Origin of the sequence: Sporomusa sp. KB1 (genome assembly GCF_007830295.1) — a bacterium.
In the GTDB taxonomy this organism is placed as follows: Bacteria; Bacillota; Negativicutes; order Sporomusales; family Sporomusaceae; genus Sporomusa.
The window spans coordinates 2,573,649-2,589,926 of sequence record NZ_VLKC01000002.1; the positions used below are offsets into that span (position 1 = coordinate 2,573,649).

At 46.8% G+C, this 16,278-nt stretch carries 21 protein-coding genes; all 21 read left to right on the forward strand.

Annotated elements, in window-relative coordinates:
• The first annotated feature begins 20 nt into the window (after positions 1-20).
• The 21 genes from SALPA_RS15640 (at position 21) to phnE (ending at position 16,225) form a co-directional block, all read left to right on the forward strand.
• Positions 21-851 (forward strand): transporter substrate-binding domain-containing protein, encoded by an 831-nt coding sequence (locus SALPA_RS15640; RefSeq protein ID WP_145095888.1) that lies wholly within the window; start codon positions 21-23, stop codon positions 849-851.
• Between the two features lie 139 nt (positions 852-990).
• The gene (locus SALPA_RS15645) at positions 991-1,731 is read left to right on the forward strand and encodes an amino acid ABC transporter ATP-binding protein (RefSeq protein WP_145095891.1); all 741 of its coding nucleotides are present in this window, start codon (positions 991-993) and stop codon (positions 1,729-1,731) included.
• A gap of 27 nt (positions 1,732-1,758) precedes the next feature.
• Positions 1,759-2,424: an amino acid ABC transporter permease gene (locus tag SALPA_RS15650; protein ID WP_145095894.1), complete on the forward strand. Its 666-nt coding sequence runs from the start codon at positions 1,759-1,761 to the stop codon at positions 2,422-2,424.
• A gap of 225 nt (positions 2,425-2,649) precedes the next feature.
• A complete protein-coding gene (locus SALPA_RS15655; protein ID WP_145095897.1) occupies positions 2,650-3,450 on the forward strand; it encodes an ABC transporter ATP-binding protein in 801 nt (266 codons plus the stop codon).
• On the forward strand, positions 3,447-4,544 hold the full coding sequence (locus SALPA_RS15660; protein ID WP_145095900.1) for an ABC transporter substrate-binding protein: 1,098 nt from the start codon (positions 3,447-3,449) through the stop codon (positions 4,542-4,544). Before SALPA_RS15655 ends, SALPA_RS15660 begins: the two co-directional genes overlap by 4 nt.
• Positions 4,544-5,320 carry an ABC transporter permease gene (locus SALPA_RS15665; protein WP_145095903.1) on the forward strand — a complete coding sequence of 259 codons (777 nt, stop codon included), beginning with the start codon at positions 4,544-4,546 and terminating at the stop codon, positions 5,318-5,320. The genes SALPA_RS15660 and SALPA_RS15665 overlap by 1 nt, the downstream gene beginning before the upstream one ends.
• Positions 5,321-5,448: 128 nt before the next feature.
• Positions 5,449-6,336, forward strand: a complete 888-nt coding sequence (locus tag SALPA_RS15670; RefSeq protein ID WP_145095906.1) for an epoxyqueuosine reductase — start codon at positions 5,449-5,451, stop codon at positions 6,334-6,336.
• Between the two features lie 105 nt (positions 6,337-6,441).
• Positions 6,442-7,041: an ABC transporter ATP-binding protein gene (locus SALPA_RS15675; RefSeq protein ID WP_222428008.1), complete on the forward strand. Its 600-nt coding sequence runs from the start codon at positions 6,442-6,444 to the stop codon at positions 7,039-7,041.
• Positions 7,013-7,228 carry a hypothetical protein gene (locus SALPA_RS30450; RefSeq protein WP_222428009.1) on the forward strand — a complete coding sequence of 72 codons (216 nt, stop codon included), beginning with the start codon at positions 7,013-7,015 and terminating at the stop codon, positions 7,226-7,228. Before SALPA_RS15675 ends, SALPA_RS30450 begins: the two co-directional genes overlap by 29 nt.
• 40 nt (positions 7,229-7,268) lie before the next feature.
• Complete coding sequence (locus SALPA_RS15680; RefSeq protein ID WP_145095909.1) at positions 7,269-8,366, forward strand: ABC transporter substrate-binding protein; 1,098 nt, start codon at positions 7,269-7,271, stop codon at positions 8,364-8,366.
• Between the two features lie 18 nt (positions 8,367-8,384).
• Positions 8,385-9,143, forward strand: a complete 759-nt coding sequence (locus SALPA_RS15685; protein ID WP_145095912.1) for an ABC transporter permease — start codon at positions 8,385-8,387, stop codon at positions 9,141-9,143.
• Positions 9,131-9,274 (forward strand): hypothetical protein, encoded by a 144-nt coding sequence (locus SALPA_RS30455; RefSeq protein WP_222428010.1) that lies wholly within the window; start codon positions 9,131-9,133, stop codon positions 9,272-9,274. The genes SALPA_RS15685 and SALPA_RS30455 overlap by 13 nt, the downstream gene beginning before the upstream one ends.
• A gap of 113 nt (positions 9,275-9,387) precedes the next feature.
• Entirely contained in the window at positions 9,388-10,248 is an 861-nt protein-coding gene (locus SALPA_RS15690; RefSeq protein WP_145095915.1) for a substrate-binding domain-containing protein, read from the forward strand.
• On the forward strand, positions 10,241-11,020 hold the full coding sequence (locus SALPA_RS15695) for a 4Fe-4S binding protein (protein WP_255451228.1): 780 nt from the start codon (positions 10,241-10,243) through the stop codon (positions 11,018-11,020). The genes SALPA_RS15690 and SALPA_RS15695 overlap by 8 nt, the downstream gene beginning before the upstream one ends.
• Positions 11,017-11,895 carry a radical SAM protein gene (locus tag SALPA_RS15700; RefSeq protein WP_145095918.1) on the forward strand — a complete coding sequence of 293 codons (879 nt, stop codon included), beginning with the start codon at positions 11,017-11,019 and terminating at the stop codon, positions 11,893-11,895. The genes SALPA_RS15695 and SALPA_RS15700 overlap by 4 nt, the downstream gene beginning before the upstream one ends.
• Before the next feature lie 29 nt (positions 11,896-11,924).
• On the forward strand, positions 11,925-13,016 hold the full coding sequence (gene yedE, locus SALPA_RS15705) for a YedE family putative selenium transporter (RefSeq protein WP_255451229.1): 1,092 nt from the start codon (positions 11,925-11,927) through the stop codon (positions 13,014-13,016).
• 1 nt (position 13,017) lies between these two features.
• On the forward strand, positions 13,018-13,224 hold the full coding sequence (locus SALPA_RS15710; RefSeq protein ID WP_145095921.1) for a sulfurtransferase TusA family protein: 207 nt from the start codon (positions 13,018-13,020) through the stop codon (positions 13,222-13,224).
• A gap of 4 nt (positions 13,225-13,228) precedes the next feature.
• Positions 13,229-13,417 carry a hypothetical protein gene (locus SALPA_RS29080; RefSeq protein WP_222428011.1) on the forward strand — a complete coding sequence of 63 codons (189 nt, stop codon included), beginning with the start codon at positions 13,229-13,231 and terminating at the stop codon, positions 13,415-13,417.
• A 143-nt stretch (positions 13,418-13,560) separates the two neighbouring features.
• Entirely contained in the window at positions 13,561-14,448 is an 888-nt protein-coding gene (phnD, locus tag SALPA_RS15720; protein ID WP_145095924.1) for a phosphate/phosphite/phosphonate ABC transporter substrate-binding protein, read from the forward strand.
• 147 nt (positions 14,449-14,595) lie between these two features.
• Positions 14,596-15,375: a phosphonate ABC transporter ATP-binding protein gene (locus tag SALPA_RS15725; protein WP_145095927.1), complete on the forward strand. Its 780-nt coding sequence runs from the start codon at positions 14,596-14,598 to the stop codon at positions 15,373-15,375.
• Positions 15,368-16,225 carry a phosphonate ABC transporter, permease protein PhnE gene (phnE, locus tag SALPA_RS15730; protein ID WP_186451088.1) on the forward strand — a complete coding sequence of 286 codons (858 nt, stop codon included), beginning with the start codon at positions 15,368-15,370 and terminating at the stop codon, positions 16,223-16,225. The genes SALPA_RS15725 and phnE overlap by 8 nt, the downstream gene beginning before the upstream one ends.
• Positions 16,226-16,278 lie beyond the last annotated feature (53 nt).

Consider the following 16,278-nt stretch of genomic DNA (forward strand, 5'->3'; position numbering starts at 1 on the left):
AGGAAAAGAGATAAAAATATATGAAAAAAGCACTGTTATTATTACTATCTGTTTGTGTGATTTTTGGCGTGACTGCCTGTGGAAACAATGAGAAGAATTCTGCAACACAGGAAAAATCTAGTGCGCCAACTGAAATTATAGTAGCATCTGGTTCGTCTTCCGTTCCGAATTCGTATATAGAAAATGGAATACATAAGGGACATGAAGTAGATATCTGGAATGCTATTTCGGAGAAAACCGGACTGAAAGTTAAATTTGTAACAGGGGAGTTTAACACTTTATTTGGATACCTGGATTCGGGTAAAGCGGATACAGTGGGAAATGCCATTACCCTTAATGCTAAGAGAAAAGAGAAGTATGATTTTTCAGAGCCATATGCTTATATTCCTGAGAAGTTAGTTGTTCATTCCAATAGAACCGATATTAAAGAATTAAAAGATATTGCGGGGATGACTTGTGGATTCTCGTCGGGATCCAATGGTGGGAATTTATTTAAACAGATTGCCAAGGTGCAGGATATAAAAATAAATCTAGTAACATTCGATAGTTCCGAATTGTTAAATGAGGCTTTTCGTCAAGGAAAAGTTGATGTAATGATTTTTGCAGGTGCTGAGGCAGCCTATAAAATTAATAATAAAGTTCTTGACGCCAGGATGGTTGAAGAAGATATTGCCGTTGGGGCTAAAGCCTATCCTTTTGTAAAGGGAAATGCAAAATCAGAAGAATTGAACAAGATTGTTACAAAAGCTATTAAAGAAATGCAGCAAGATGGAACGCTGGAAAAAATATATAGTAAATGGTATGGAATGGACTTTAGTAAGAAACCGGCTAATACAAAGATAACAGATTAATTATGCAGACAAGAGTTGCCTACTGGATGATGCCGCTATGGCGCTGGTAGGCAAGTTGTTAGCCAGCCGTTCACGGATGCAGGCAATGGTAAGATATTGTTTTAACGCAATTATATAGTGCAGTCAGGTGATAGGGTAAATGATTACAATAGAGCATTTGAAAGTGCAATTTGGGCAATTGGTTGTCTTAAAAGATATAAATGTTCAAATAGATGATGGAGAAGTCGTAGTACTAATTGGACCGTCAGGAACCGGTAAATCTACATTTCTTCGTTGTCTTAATTTTTTGGTTAGGCCTGCGGAAGGCAAAATTACAATTGATGGATTTTCAATAGATGCTAGAACGGCTTCGAAGAGAGAGATTGATTGTATGAGATTAAAAACGTCAATGGTCTTTCAAAATTATAATCTGCTGAAGAATAAGACTGCTATACAAAACATTATGGAACCTATGGTGACAGTACAAAAAAAAAGCAAGAAAGAAGCCGAAGAAGTGGCGGTTAACTTGCTTAAAAAAGTAGGGCTTTTGCAAAAAAAAGATGCGTATCCTAAAGAAATGTCGGGAGGACAACAACAAAGAATAGGAATTGCAAGAGCTCTGGCTGTAAACGCAAATGTTGTTTTATTTGATGAGCCGACATCATCGTTAGATCCCGAATTAGTGGGAGAGGTTCTAGGTGTAATTAAGCAATTGGTAGCAGAACATAACAAAACGATGTTGATTGTGACTCATGAAATGAAATTTGCCCGAGAAGTGGCGGATAGGATTCTTTTTTTAGAAAACGGTGGTATTACTGCTATGGGAACTCCACAGGAACTATTTGAAAATTGCTCAAATGAAAGAATTAGAAAATTTATAAATACAATAAATGCGAATTAAATGACAATATTGTACGAGGATGGATAGATGGATTTTGATTTTGTATGGTTTATTAATTTGTTCCCAATTGTTTTACCTGCACTAGAATTAACAATTAATATGTCCCTCATATCTCTGATACTTACAGTGATATTATCTGTTTTCATTTCTATTATAAGGCATTTTCAGGTACGGGGATTATCGCAATTTTTTGGCGCTTATATTACTTTTTTTAGAGCAACTCCATTGGTGGCACAGCTTTTTATACTGTATTTTGGTTTGCCCTCTATAATTCCAGCACTGAAATCGATGACAGCATTTCAAACGACTATAGTCGCTCTTACCTTAAACACATCGGCTTTTATGGCAGAAACGCTCAGAGCAGCTATTGAATCTGTTGACGAGGGACAAATTGAAGCCTGCTATTCTATGGGGATGACACGATACCAAACAATGGTACGTGTTGTTTTACCACAGGCCTTTGTTGTAGCATTACCCACGCTTGGAAACCAATTTATAGGAATCGTTAAGGGAACCGCCCTGGGTTTTACAGTTGGACTTGCTGACATAATGGCAAAAGCAAAAATAGAAGCGGCATTAGACCTTCGTTTTTTTGAAGCCTATTTATGTGTCACGTTGATTTATCTTGTAATTGTGGTTTTTATTGAAAAAATTCAGGGATTATTGGAAAGAAAGATTCAAAAATTTTGTTAAAGGCCATCGGCGTGATTTGCGGTTGGCGGGTGCCTCCCGTAGATTGGTTGCGGCAAAGTACGCTGTTGCGATTGATTGCAGGACTGGAAAAGTAGAGCCTCGCTAGACTATAAAGAGTGGAAGCCGATGCCTTCACCTCAGCAGCAGGCAAGGCAGGAGAAAATAGGTGTATGTTTTTCTGTTTTATATGCAGCAGATTAGTAAGTGCACTGGGGGAGGCAACACATGAGCAAAATAACGGTGAGGGATGTATCTTTTGCCTATAAGACAACGCCTATATTGGAGCAGATTAACATGGACATTGCGTCCGGAGATTTTGTATGCCTGCTGGGGCAGTCAGGCTGTGGAAAGAGTACCTTTCTCCGCCTGATGGCGGGGCTGGAGATACCATCAGGCGGAGAAATCCTGGTGGATGGGGAACCTCTGCTGGAATCCGGAGCGGATCGAAGTATGGTTTTTCAGGATTACAGCTTGTTTCCCTGGTTTACCACAGGCAAAAATCTGTTGCTGGCCCTCAAGCAGAAGTATCATAGACAATCCAAAAAGGAACTGGTGGAAAAAATTCGTTATTACTTAAACGAAGTGGGGCTAAGCCAGGATGTTTATGATAAATATCCCAATGAGTTGTCTGGTGGCATGCGCCAGCGGTGCGCAATCTGCCGGGCATTTGCGCTGGATACTTCCCTCATGCTGATGGATGAGCCCTTCGGCGCACTTGACGCAGTAAATCGAGCCAGGCTGCAGGATATGATACAGGCTATGTGGGCCAAGAAAGGGCAGGACAGAAAAACCGTGCTGTTTGTGACTCACGATGTGGAGGAGGCGCTGCTCTTGTCCACCCGGATTTTTCTTTTCGGCACCAGCCCCAGCAAAATCATATACAGTTGCAAGTTGAAGGATAAGCACCTGATTAACCGGAATGCCCTGTTTGAAAACCATGAGATGATGGAACTGCGCAACACGCTGCTTCACATTCTGAATAAGGATATTGAAGATAAAATCAAAAATGAGGAGAAAAAGCTATGACACTGAACTGGAAAAAGGTATGTACTCTGGCATTGGCGGTGATGATGTCGGCCACGTTGCTGACTGGCTGCGGCGGAACCACAACCCCTACTTCCTCTACCTCGGACGCAAAGGCCAAGGATAAGGCCGCAGACAAAAAGCTCGAACATGTCAATATGGCCTACAACCCTGCCACTGGCAATATCCTGGGTTTTATCGCCATTGACTCAGGCATCGCTGCTGAGGAAGGGCTGGAGATTGAGCTGATTCCCTTTACCAATTCCACCGATGCGCTTAACGCCCTGCAGGCAGGCAAGGTGGATATGGGTGTGTCCTTTGGTACTATTGCACCGTTAACCGTTGTCACCCAAGGCGCCGACTTCACCATTTTCGGTGGATATGTCTCCGGCGGTATGCCCGTATACGGCAACCCCAACATTAAATATACTGGACTGGAAACCTTTAAGGGAAAAACCGTGGCTGTGGCCAGAATGTACACCCCCGATCTGGTGTGGCGGGGTGCTATGATGAAGGCCGGCTATGATTTGTCCAAGGATGTAAAAATCATTGAGTTCAAGAAGCCGTCCGAGGTGCTGGAGGCCGTATCCTCCGGCAAGGCCGACATCGGCATCGGTACCAACTCCACCTACCTTCAAGCGGTGGCGGCTGGTCTGAATATTATGACATGGACTAATGAGCTAGATCCCATGCACGTGTGCTGCCGCCCGGTGGCCAACACCCAGTGGATTAACGGTAATCCCGATTTGGTCAAGCGGCTGATGCGGGCTTGGATTCGGGCGGAGGAAATCCTCATCAACGACCCGGAATATTGCGTAAAGCTGAACATGAAATACATGGAGCTGGATGAGGATCAGTCCCGCAAAATGCTGTTGGAAACCAATCAGGTCTTTGAGGCCGACCCTAAGAGTAAGGGCGTACGCTATATGTGGCAGATGATGGGCGAGCTGAACTACGCGAAAACCGATGGAATTGACATTGAGAAGCATATCAACACTAACCTGTACAAGCAGGCTCTGGATGAACTGCTGGCAGAGAAGCCTGACAACAAGACGCTGCAGATGTTCGCCGAGCGCTACAAGAAATACAACGATTAATGGATGGATTGAAACGCTTTTTCCAAAATTACGGCGGCACATTGCTGATACTGGCAGGAGCCTTTGTCCTATACGAGCTGGTTACAGAAGGATTAGGGCTACTGAGCCAGGTGCTTTTCCCCGGCTTTTCCAAAATCGGTCCGCGGCTGGTGTCTTCTCTGCCCAAACTGATTGACTGCTTCTTCAGCTCGATGTATCTGCTGATTCCCACTTATATCGTAGGCGCGGTCAGTGGTGTGTTGCTGGGGATTATCATCGGTCTGCGACCCAGACTGCACAAGAGCCTCAAGCCCATTATCTTTGGCCTTAGTCCTCTGCCTCCCTCCATGCTCACTCCGTATTTCATCGCGGTGATGCCAACCTTTTATCTTTCCTCCTGCGGTGTCATCTTTATAGGGGTGTTCTGGCCAATTTTGTCAGGTACGATTAACGGTATTGTCATGATTGAGCAGAAATATCTGGACAACGCCAAGGTGTTGGGTTTTACCGGGTGGAAGCTGCTTTTCTATATCATCATTCCTGCCGCATCCCCCATGATTTTTGCGGGCATGGGAACGGCACTGAATTTTGCCTTCATTTTGCTGGGGATTGCGGAGATGTTTGCCACCACCTCCGGATTGGGGTATTACATCCAGTATTATGCCGATTTTTCCGACTATGCCCGGGTGCTGGCCGGTCTGTTGTTTACCACGGTGGTCATTGTTACCATTATGGTTCTGTTTGACCGGCTAAAAAAGAAAACTCTATTTTGGACCATAAACAAGGATATGGGATAACGCTCAAATATGGGAGCAAGTGTAGTTGCTCTTGCGATCTTGTTGTCTACTAGCACCAATAATATGAGAAAAGTCATTTAAAAATAGTGCTTCTGCAAAAAAAAGATAAGTTAAAGGAAGTGAAATCCATGCAGCAATTTACTCAGGATTTAAAAGAGTTCGCTTTAGCCCAGGGAGCTGACCTGGTGGGGATCGCCAAAGCAGCTGATCTGGATGAGTACTTTACTCCGCCCCACCGTCCGCAAGATCTTATGCCGAATGTAAAAACCATCATTGTCATGGCACTTCACATTCCGGACGGTTCCATAGAGGCTCAGAAAAGGGAGGTTACCAATTATTCCTACAGCATTTTCGGGTTTACCCACCTGAATAAAGAATTAGACGCTCTCACTTACCGCGTCACCCGGTATATGGAAAAGGGCGGCTATGAGGCTCTGCCGATACCAGGTAAGGGCAGCCATTATTGGGAGCAGAAAAAGTTTTATGGACCATTTTCCTTCCGGCATGCAGCTGTTGCGGCGGGATTGGGCGAAATCGGCTGGAGCGGACTTTTTCTTACGCCGCAGTATGGTTCAAGACAGCGTTTGACAGTAATTCTTACGGAAGCCTCCTTAATTACTGATCCTCCTTTTACCGGGTCGGTATGCACGCGGTGTTTCGACTGTATCAAAAACTGCCCGGCCGGTGCTATTGAAAAGACAGAATGGAACAAAACCATAGGCGGCCGGCAACTGACATACGGTGTTGTTGACGGCGACCGTTGTTACTGGGTTGCCAGAGGCTTGACGACAAAGGCGTGGCCGAATGCCCCTTTTAATCCCAATGTCGATGTGGCGAAGGCAGAACCGATGAATGCTGAGGAAAAGTTCAAAGCATTGTGGGAAAAAAGAGATGCGCGGCTGCGGGCTAGTGAACATGATGTCGACAGCTATGGTGCTACCATCTGCGGGCGGTGTATGGCATTTTGCAGTGCAGGCAGCCGGGCCATGCAGGCTAGGTTGAAAAGAGATATATGATGTACGGGAGTGATATTGAAATGTGGTTTTGGTGGCTGGAAAGAACTTCTGCCGTGTCAGTAGTCTGTTAATTTTGAATATACATGCATAAAGGAGGTGAGTGCGATGCATGATGTGAAAATTAAAGGGCTGTCTTTTGCCTATAAAAACGATAACAGATTAATTTTGAAAGACATCAACATTGATGTGCAAGCAGGGACTTTTGTAGCGTTGCTGGGGCAGTCCGGCTGTGGCAAGAGTACCTTCCTGCGTCTCCTAGCTGGCTTGGAGACTGCCACTACAGGAACAATCCTTTTAGATGATCGGCCGGTAAGCGGGGCCAGTCTGGATAAAGGCATGGTCTTTCAGGACTATGGACTATTTCCGTGGATGACAGCTGGAGAAAATATCATGTTGGCTTTAAAACAGCGCTTTCCTCAGCAAGACAAAAAGAAACTGAAACAGTTGGCGCTTGACACATTAAATGCAGTAGGTTTGGATGATTCGGTATATCGTAAGCTGCCCAAAGAGCTATCCGGTGGTATGAAACAGCGATGTGCCATTGCCCAGGCGTTCAGTATTGATCCCCCCGATCCTGTTAATGGACGAGCCATTTGGAGCGTTAGATGCAGTGACCCGTGCGCGGCTGCAGGATTTGGTGCTGAGGCTGTGGTCTCGGGAGAATCCCAAAAAGACTGTGTTTTTTGTCACCCACGATGTAGATGAGGCACTGCTCCTGGCTAACCGAATCATTGTTTTCGGACAGTCTCCCAGCAACATAATCTACGAATGCTCCATTCCGGAGGACAAGCGTCCCACCCGGGAAACGCAGTTTGATAATCCGGAGCTTCTGGAACTGCGCAATAAGTTGATCTTCCAAATCAATAAGGATGTGGTATCCCGCATTTCTTAAACGGTATTATTACTAAAATATTTATAAAAGGAGAATACACATGAAAGTAAGAATTGTTTTGTCGATTTTGGCACTGACTGTTATGCTTACCTTGGCGGGTTGCGGTGGAAACAGCGGCAATTCTACCCCTGCCAACACTCCCCAATCTGCTGAGTCAGGGAAACAAGGGCCTGAAACCAGTGTTGTCAGGTGGAACTATGGCACCAGCGGCAACGTAATGGTTACCATTGCGGAAAAGAAGGGATATTTCAAGGACGAGGGCCTGACACTTGAAATGGTTCCTGCCACAGCTAACGCTGATGCTATGGCGCTGCTCTCCACCGGCAAGGCAGATGTTGCTTCCAATGCCGGCACCAGCAACCCCTTGCAGCAGATTGCTTCCGGCGTAGATTTGACCATATTTGGCGGACATATGGTGGATGGCAGCATGCCTGTTGTCGCCCGCAAGGGTACTAAGTGGAACGGCGTGCAAGATTTAATAGGCAAGAAGTTTGCCTGCAATCCTGCCTATTTCGCATTCACTGGCGCTGTTATGGATCTGGGGTATAAGGATCCTCTTACCGCAGTGGAATGGGTTACCTATACCAATTATAATGATGCTTTGGCCGCTGTGGTGCGTGGCGAGGTGGATTATGCTCTCATGGGTACCGGTCAGAATTATGCTGTAAAAAATATGAAAGAAATTGATATTGTGACCTGGCAGGGCGATGTAATGAAAAACTATTCCTGCTGTCGTCTGGTTGCCCCAACGTCGTTTGTAAAGAACAATCCCAATACCGTCAAGGGTATAATGAAGGCATTGATTCGTGCCCAGCGCTATTATGAAGCTAATAAGAATGAGGCTGTTGCCCTGCAGGCCGAGAATATTAAAACCTCTAAAGAGTATGTGGCTGCCTATATGCTTAATGATAACTATGTAGTCAGCGCAGATCCCCTCAAAAATTCAGTTATCCGTGCATGGGGGATTCTGGATAAGACCGGTTTCCTGAACAAAAAAGCCAAGGACATAAACATTATTGACCATATCAATATAGATCTGTATAAGGCTGCTTTGGATGAAGTAACAGCACAATATGGAAGTGAAGACCCCGAATTCTATAAAAAGCTGCAGGCTTTTTACCAAGAAAATAATTCCTAATCAGCTATAAGGAGCATTATGGGCAAGTTGAAGATCTTTTTTGAAAAATACTGGCTTACTGTCTACATATATGCAGCATTAGTGCTATTGTATGTGTATGCGACAGAAAGCGGGCAGGCAAATCCGTACCTATTCCCCGATGTTGAGGCTATTATGAATGCCTTTTCCAACAACCAGGGGGTTATGCTACTGAACATGGTGTCATCCTTCAAGCTGATGATTCCGTCTATCCTGATATCCTTAGCCATTGCACTAATCCTCGGTACAATTCTGGGATTAATCGAATGGCTGCGAGATGCGCTTTATCCGATAATTTACGCATTCAGTGTGATACCATCAATCCTATTGTCCCCATTTGCGCTGCTGTTAGCCCCTAATTTTGTGGTAGCATCCATATTCCTGATTTCCTATGGCACTGTCTGGACGACCCTTTTTGCTACAATAACCGGTATAATGACTATTGATAAGCGTTATCTGGACAAAGCGGCCACGTTAGAGCTCAGTGGAATCAAATTGATGACAAAAGTCATTCTGCCGGCGGCCAGTCCGTCTATTTTAGCAGGCTTCGTTAGTTCACTGCGCGGTACTTTTTTGATGCTGGTATATGTCGAGATGTACGGCACTCAGTATGGCATGGGATTCTTTGTCAAAAAATATTCGGAATTTGGCCTGTACGATCACACCTGGGTAGGTTTTATCTTCATGGTAATCATACTGGTTATTGTAATGCAGCTTTTTGAACAACTGAAAAAGCATATCCTTAAGTGGACGATTTGATAGCAGAGCCGCCATTTCCGATATATGTAAAAGATATACGTCAAATGGCCCTTAGACGGCAGCAGATATCAATACCTAGATATGGACAGTTATATTCCGATATTCTTGCGATGATGGATGAAGTTACGTAATCGTATATTGACTTTATGGGATTTCCCGTAAACTGTTTGGGATTATAACTTATAGCAGGCCTGCCTTTTGCGAAAGATGTCCACTTCGCATCCATCAATAAAAGGAGCTAATTATGGACGATAAAAAAGAGGGAATTAAAAGAAGAACGTTTCTTAAGGCCGCCGGAATCGCTTCCATTGCTGCTGCGGTCTCGGTACCCGGAATGCTGTTTGCAGGGCGTTTCCAGTCCGATTCGTTGCAGGTATGGTCCTGTGGAGGGCTGGCTGAAGCCTTCACAGAGACAAACCGCCTATATGAGCAGCGAAACGGCATCCAGATCAATTATACAGGGGCTTTTGCCGGTGCATTGGGTAAATCGCTTTTGGGCGGCGCGGTCACCGAGATATTTGCCGGGCGGGTATTGCAATTGGCCAAAAACCTGAGGGCCGATAATAAAATGCTTTATTTCAAACCTCTGTGTTTTACGGAGTATGTCATCGTCACTCCGCTGGGAAATCCGGCGAAAATCGAATCGCTTCAGGATCTGGCCAAGCCGGGGGTCAAGGTCATCCTGCCGCTTGGAGCCTCGCCGCCGGGCGGCGAAGCCGTGATGGGCATACTCAAAAAGGCAAACATTGAACAGGCGGTTCTCAAAAATACCATTAACAAGGAAAGCTGTGTCATTAAAATGATGCCGGCAATCATAAACGGTGAAGGTGCGGCCTCTATCGTGGAAAGGCGTCTTACCCGCCAGCCTGCATTTTCGGGAAAAGTAGAAGTGATATCCATTTCAGAGGCGTTTTTTCCACCCGGTCCGCTAACCTTCACTATTGGGGTAATGAAGTATGCCAAGGATCGCGCTTTGGCTGATGATTATGTAAACTTTATCTGCTCCAACGAAGCGCAGGCGATTTTCGAGCAGTATGGCTTCATTCCAGCTATTTCCGAAAAAGGTCGGACACTTATCGAAAAGCTGGGGGTAAAAGATGTCTAGTCAAATAGAAACTGCAAAACAGACGAAAACTGGATTTTCATTGATGACGGTTCGCCGAACTGTTCAATTGGCCATGATGAGTGTTTTGGGACAATGGGCCTATTACGGTGTTTTCCGTTGTCCGTATCTCGTTCCCTTTGTGAATTGCCAAACCTGTCCTGTCATCACTTGCTGGGGAAGGATCACCAGTTACTTCTGGGGTTTTTGGCTGCTGCTTCCCCTATCAGTTTTGCTTTTCGGGCGGGCTTTTTGTGGCTGGCTCTGTCCTGGCGGGTTTGTCAATCAGATGATCGGTAAGCTTTCGTTTCTAAAGCTGCGTAAGCATAATCGGTTTGTAAAGCTTGCCCCGGCGGGAATGGCTATTGGGCTAGGTGCGGTAGCGATTATCTGGTTTGGGTTGAATAATCCCAGAATGATGGTGCCGATCCGGGTCGGTGAACTTTGGGCTTCGATGGGGCTTTCTTTTCAACACGCTTCCTTCGCCTGGCTGGTTCGTACCTTTATTATTCTGGGGTTGGCCGCAGCGGGATTGCTTGTAGCTAATCTGTGGTGCCGCTTTGTCTGTCCCACAGGCGGTTTACTTGAGCTTTTCAAGGGTATGGCTATTTTCCGCGTTTTCAAAACCAGTGCCTGTAATGACTGTAACGCCTGCCAGCGAGTATGCGAAATGGGGACCCGGCCTGATGAAACAAATTGCACCAATTGCGGCGACTGTTTGCAAGCTTGTCCTGTCGATGCCATAAAACTTGGCAAAAAGAAGGAGAGCGAATGAGCAAGCTTCGCGAACACAGGTCTCTTGACCGGCACCCCTGCTTTCACGGAAAAGCCAGTGCCCGCTGGGGGCGGATTCATCTGCCGGTGGCGCCTGACTGCAACATTCAGTGCAACTTCTGCAACCGGCTTTACGCTTGCGTCAACGAAAGCCGCCCGGGAGTGACCCGGCGCGTTTTCAAGCCGGCGGAAGCGCTGGCGGCTTTGAACAGACTTTTGCAACAGCGAGCAGATATCGCCGTGGTAGGAATTGCCGGGCCGGGAGATCCTCTTTGCGATTTGGATCAAACCCTGGAGACGCTGCGCGCCGTCCGTGCCATTCATCCCGAACTTTTAATTTGTGTATCTACCAACGGACTGAATCTGCCCGGCCATATCGACGAATTAGCCGAGGCCGGGGTGACTCATGTCACCGTAACGGTCAATGCCGTTGATCCCCATATCGGTCAACAGATCTATGCCTCAGTTACCGTGAATCGCCGGACCTATCAAGGGCTTGAAGCTGCCAAAATTCTTCTCGGCCGGCAGGAGGAGGCTGTTGTCGGATTGAAGCAAAGAGGCCTGACGGTCAAGATAAATACGGTCGTCCTTCCTGGTATTAATACCGGTCACATCCCTGACATTGCTGCAAAGGTGGCCGCGTGGGGGGCAGACACGATGAACTGTATACCCTTGATCCCCGTCCATGATACTCCTTTTGCGGATCTTACGGCTCCCACGGAGGAAGAAATGGCTTGCATACGAAAATCGATAGCTGGTCACATACCGCAGATATACCATTGCCGCCGCTGTAGGGCAGACGCTGTAGGTCTGCTTGGTGCTAGTGATGCGGCAGGGTGCGCTTCTATCCTAGGGTTAACCGAAATAAATAGATGATTTGATGAGATTCTTGAATTCAATAGATATTGTTTATTAGGAGGGTTACTATGTACTGGATGATCATTGTTTTGACCGGAATTGCGTTTGGACTTGGGGCAGTCCTATTGGTGAAAGCAGGCAACCCAGGCAATTATGGCTTTTGTGCTGCCTGTCATCTGCGGGATATTGCCGGGGCGCTAGGAATTCACCAGGCAGCAGCGTTGCAATACGCCAGACCGGAGATTTTAGGATTTATCCTGGGTTCTTTCAGCCTGGCAAAACTCAGCGGTGAGTTCCGGCCGCGAGGAGGTTCGAACCCTGCGATCCGGTTTGTTCTCGGCGCGATGATGATGATCGGCGCCCTGGTGTTTTTAGGTTGTCCGCTGAGGGGTATTCTGCGGCTTGCCGGGGGCGATTTGAACGGCCTGACGGGCCTGGCCGGCTTTGTCGCCGGGGTCGCCGCAGGGATGGTCTTTCTGAAGAACGGTTATAACCTGGGCCGGGCCCACTCCTATACCGGCGGGAAAGGTGCTGCCGGCTATCTGGCTGCTGTAGCGGCAGTCATTCTGGCAGTAGGTGTGGGGACACATGCGATATTCCTGAAATTCAGCGTTAGCGGGCCCGGTTCACTCCATGCGCCGGTGGTCGTCAGTCTGATAGCGGGACTAATAGCCGGCGCGCTGGCGTGGCGGAGCCGGATGTGCCTCAGCGGCGGTATCCGCGACTATATTCTGGTGCGAGATACCTATCTGCTCAAGATATACGCTGTTATCTTTCTGGCTGCTCTTGCCGGCAACCAATATTTCGGCTTTTTCAAGTTGGGTTATACCGGTCAGCCGCTTGCGCATACGATGCACCTGTGGAATTTCCTGGGGCTGTTCCTAACTGGCTTGGCGGCTGTTTTAGTCGGCGGTTGCCCGCTCAGACAAATCATCATGTCCGGTGAAGGGAATGTTGATGCTCTATGTTGCGTACTGGGCATGCTGGCCGGAGCTGGCATCGCTCATAGCTTCAACATTGCTGGCAGTGCGGCGGGAGTGGCTTTGAACGGACAGATCGCCACAGTGGCCGGAATCGCTATCACGGCAGGCATTGGCCTTGTTTTTAGAGAGAAAGTGATTGTGACAGTGGAGGGATAATATGGAGAAGAAGCTAGATTTGCGAGGCCTGAGTTGCCCGGTTCCACTTCTGGAGACACAGAAAGCGCTGGAAGAAGCAGCGGCGGTGACCATCACTGTTGACGAACCCGCCGCTAAGGAGAACATTACTAAGTTTGCTAAGTCCAGAAAATATCAGGTAGAAAGCAGTAGCAGCGGCGGCGAGTATACTCTGATAATCCGCAAATGACAACTTGGGTGATAACCCTCAAAATGTAACTAATATTGAAGCGGAGGTATTTGTGGAAGCGAACAAAAAAGAGTATTTTCAGCAGTTAGCCGAGGCCGTTGTGGCGATGGAGGAGGAAAAAACCGTAGCTGTTGCTGCCGAGCGGGAGTGGTGTTACTTGAGAAAAAATATCTGGACAATGCCCGGACTTTAGGTCTTAAAGGCTTTAAACTGCTGCAGAAAGTCATTTTACCGGCGCGGGGACATCGTTGATTTTTTCTTTCATTTTTAAACTAAATTATTGAAAAATTTCTGAAAAATTGAGCAAATAGAAGATACAAGGAGAGAGATAATATAATGAGACGATTATTAATTTTGGCTATATCTTTGCTACTGGTTATCGTATTGGTAGGCTGTGGCAAAGGAGAAGCTCCCCAAGCGGCTGACCCGGGTAAATCGCAAGCACCTCTTCGGGTTGGACTTGTGCCCAACCAGGCTCCTGACAAAATAAAGGCGCAATATGAGCCGTTTCGTGAGTATTTGCAAAAAACTCTTGCTAGGCCTGTTGAATTATTTGTTGCCAGCGACTATGCCGGTGTGGTGGAAGCCATGGCCAATGACAAGCTGGATGTAGCGTATTTTGGCGGTTTGACCTACGTTCAGGCCAAACAGAGGGCTAAAATCCATCCTATTGTAACAGAAGTGGATGTTGAGACAGGGACTACCAAGTACTATAGTTTGATTATTGCTCCTGTCGATAGCCCCATCAAAGAAGTTAAGGACATCAAGGGCAAGACCTTTGCTTTTGGTGATATCGGTTCAACTTCCGGTTCGTTATATCCCCGGTTTATGCTTGACAAAGCCGGCATCAAGGTGCCTGACGACCTGAAAAACGTCGTCTATACAGGCGGGCATGACGCTACCGCTCAGGCTGTACAAAATGCCACTGTAGACGCAGGCGGTATCGAAGGCCGGATTATGAACAAACTTATTGCCAAAGGTACTGTTGACGGCTCTAAAATAAAGGTTTTGGAAAAGCACCTGGTGGAAGGCTATCCCTGGGTGGTTCGTGATAGTCTTGACAAAGGTCTGGAAGAAAAGATTGTTAAGGCCTTTCTGGACATCAACGATCCGACATTGTTAGACCTGATGCGGGCGAAATCGTTCGCTAAGGTAACAGATGCTAACTATGCTGAGGCTGAGCAGGAAGCCAAACGCCTGGGGCTTTTGAACCCCAAAAAATAATAACAGCTACGACAGGAGCCATGTGCTCCTGTCTTTTTCGAGAAAAGTCTAAAGGCGGGATTGCCACACCTTGTCCGCTATGACGGTATGGCGGCAATCTGGATTCTTCTCCGCTTCTTAAAAGGTTTTCGGCAATAGGGGGTTGCTATGGAAATTATTCTGGCAGATAAACTGCAAAAATTATATGCCAATGGTCAGGGGATACAATCAGTATCGTTTACCGTTGTCAAGGGTGAGTTTATTGGCATACTTGGTGCCAGCGGCGCTGGCAAGACGACGTTAATGCGGCTATTATGCGGAGCTGTGTTCCCTACAAGTGGTTCCCTGCAGGTGTTAGGACACACCATGTCGGCAATTACGAGATCAGAACTGTTCAGATTGCGCCGGCAGGTTGCCACTGTGTACCAAAATTTTAATGTTGTACCAAGCTTGAGTGTGGCCCACAATGTTCTACTAGGTAAGCTTGGCGCGACCACGCTTTTTACTACATTGAGAAACCTGTTATGGTTAAATGACGCTGAATCGGCAAAGATTGCCCAATTGTTAACTCAACTGGGAATTGAAGATAAGTTTTATGAGCGGTGCCAGGAGCTGTCAGGCGGTCAGCAGCAGCGGGTAGCGGTTGCCCGGGCACTCTATAGCCAGGCTGAACTGATATTGGCGGATGAACCTATTGCCTCGGTTGATCCAGCTACCGCTAATCTGATCTTAAATTTGTTCCTTGAGCTAAAGAATAATGGTAGGACAGTTATTATGAATTTGCACCAAATTAGTAATGCCATTCAGTATTGCACAAGGTTGATTGTTTTAGATAAGGGTCAATTAGCTTATGACGGTTCGCCCCGGCTTTTTATGGAATCTGCGGCATATTCCCGGCTTACTGGCAGGGCACCGGCAGGACAGGAGGGGGGGATGGTTAATGCCTAATACCAAAACACATTGGGGCAGTTATTTAACTACCCTGATTCTTCTCACGGGTATTGTGATAAGCGGTTTTGATACCAAGTTTTCACCAACCGCTTTTTTTGAGCCGTCCAATCTGAAAGCAATGACCCGGTTTGCAGGCGGTTTATGGCCGCCAGAGATGGCGGCTGAGTTTTTGGGGAATATAGGAAAGCTACTATTGGAAACGGTAGAAATATCGTTGGTAGCCACGGCATTGGCAATTGTTTTGGCACTGCCAATGTCAGTAGCCGCTATGCGCCCTAGCGGGGAGGAATTTTCCCGTAGTGTTCTGGGATGGCCGGTATGGAGTCTGCGATGGGCAGTATATTATTTGTCCCGTTCAATTTTAGCCCTGTTTCGTGGCATTCCTGAACTGATGTGGGCCTTGTTATTTGTTGTGGCTGTTGGTTTGGGGCCATTTCCCGGCGTACTGGCACTTACTGCTCACAGTGTGGGGATATTGGGGAAACTCTATGCCGAAATCTTTGAAGCAGTGGATCAAAGGCTTGTGGAGATGGCACGGGTTACCGGAGCTAGTGAATTGCAAGTTTTGGCGTTTGTAAGGTTTCCGGTTACACTGCCGGTGTTTTTGTCGTATACGCTATTTCGCTGGGAGTGCAACATGCGTTCTGCAACCGTACTTGGTTTTGTTGGTGCAGGTGGAATTGGCACTCAGCTTATGATTAGTATGAAGCTCTTCATGTACCAGGAGGTTGCTACTTTAGTTTTGGCGATATTTGCACTGGTTATTGCGGTAGAGTTGGCAGGGCAATACTTGCGTACCTATATTTTGCGTCCCCAGGCGGGCACTGGCCAGATTTTAGAAGAATAACTATGTGCAGCTAAATATTGTACCAAGAAAATAATGATCATTTGGTCTTTTTT

What these genes read in the sequence shown, in the direction of transcription:
- SALPA_RS15640 (WP_145095888.1), top strand. Translation starts at nt 21, where the DNA reads ATGAAAAAAGCACTGTTATTATTACTATCTGTTTGTGTGATTTTTGGC.
- SALPA_RS15645 (WP_145095891.1), top strand. Translation starts at nt 991, where the DNA reads ATGATTACAATAGAGCATTTGAAAGTGCAATTTGGGCAATTGGTTGTC.
- SALPA_RS15650 (WP_145095894.1), top strand. Translation starts at nt 1,759, where the DNA reads ATGGATTTTGATTTTGTATGGTTTATTAATTTGTTCCCAATTGTTTTA.
- SALPA_RS15655 (WP_145095897.1), top strand. Translation starts at nt 2,650, where the DNA reads ATGAGCAAAATAACGGTGAGGGATGTATCTTTTGCCTATAAGACAACG.
- SALPA_RS15660 (WP_145095900.1), top strand. Translation starts at nt 3,447, where the DNA reads ATGACACTGAACTGGAAAAAGGTATGTACTCTGGCATTGGCGGTGATG.
- SALPA_RS15665 (WP_145095903.1), top strand. Translation starts at nt 4,544, where the DNA reads ATGGATGGATTGAAACGCTTTTTCCAAAATTACGGCGGCACATTGCTG.
- SALPA_RS15670 (WP_145095906.1), top strand. Translation starts at nt 5,449, where the DNA reads ATGCAGCAATTTACTCAGGATTTAAAAGAGTTCGCTTTAGCCCAGGGA.
- SALPA_RS15675 (WP_222428008.1), top strand. Translation starts at nt 6,442, where the DNA reads ATGCATGATGTGAAAATTAAAGGGCTGTCTTTTGCCTATAAAAACGAT.
- SALPA_RS15680 (WP_145095909.1), top strand. Translation starts at nt 7,269, where the DNA reads ATGAAAGTAAGAATTGTTTTGTCGATTTTGGCACTGACTGTTATGCTT.
- SALPA_RS15685 (WP_145095912.1), top strand. Translation starts at nt 8,385, where the DNA reads ATGGGCAAGTTGAAGATCTTTTTTGAAAAATACTGGCTTACTGTCTAC.
- SALPA_RS15690 (WP_145095915.1), top strand. Translation starts at nt 9,388, where the DNA reads ATGGACGATAAAAAAGAGGGAATTAAAAGAAGAACGTTTCTTAAGGCC.
- SALPA_RS15695 (WP_255451228.1), top strand. Translation starts at nt 10,241, where the DNA reads ATGTCTAGTCAAATAGAAACTGCAAAACAGACGAAAACTGGATTTTCA.
- SALPA_RS15700 (WP_145095918.1), top strand. Translation starts at nt 11,017, where the DNA reads ATGAGCAAGCTTCGCGAACACAGGTCTCTTGACCGGCACCCCTGCTTT.
- SALPA_RS15710 (WP_145095921.1), top strand. Translation starts at nt 13,018, where the DNA reads ATGGAGAAGAAGCTAGATTTGCGAGGCCTGAGTTGCCCGGTTCCACTT.
- phnD (WP_145095924.1), top strand. Translation starts at nt 13,561, where the DNA reads ATGAGACGATTATTAATTTTGGCTATATCTTTGCTACTGGTTATCGTA.
- SALPA_RS15725 (WP_145095927.1), top strand. Translation starts at nt 14,596, where the DNA reads ATGGAAATTATTCTGGCAGATAAACTGCAAAAATTATATGCCAATGGT.
- phnE (WP_186451088.1), top strand. Translation starts at nt 15,368, where the DNA reads ATGCCTAATACCAAAACACATTGGGGCAGTTATTTAACTACCCTGATT.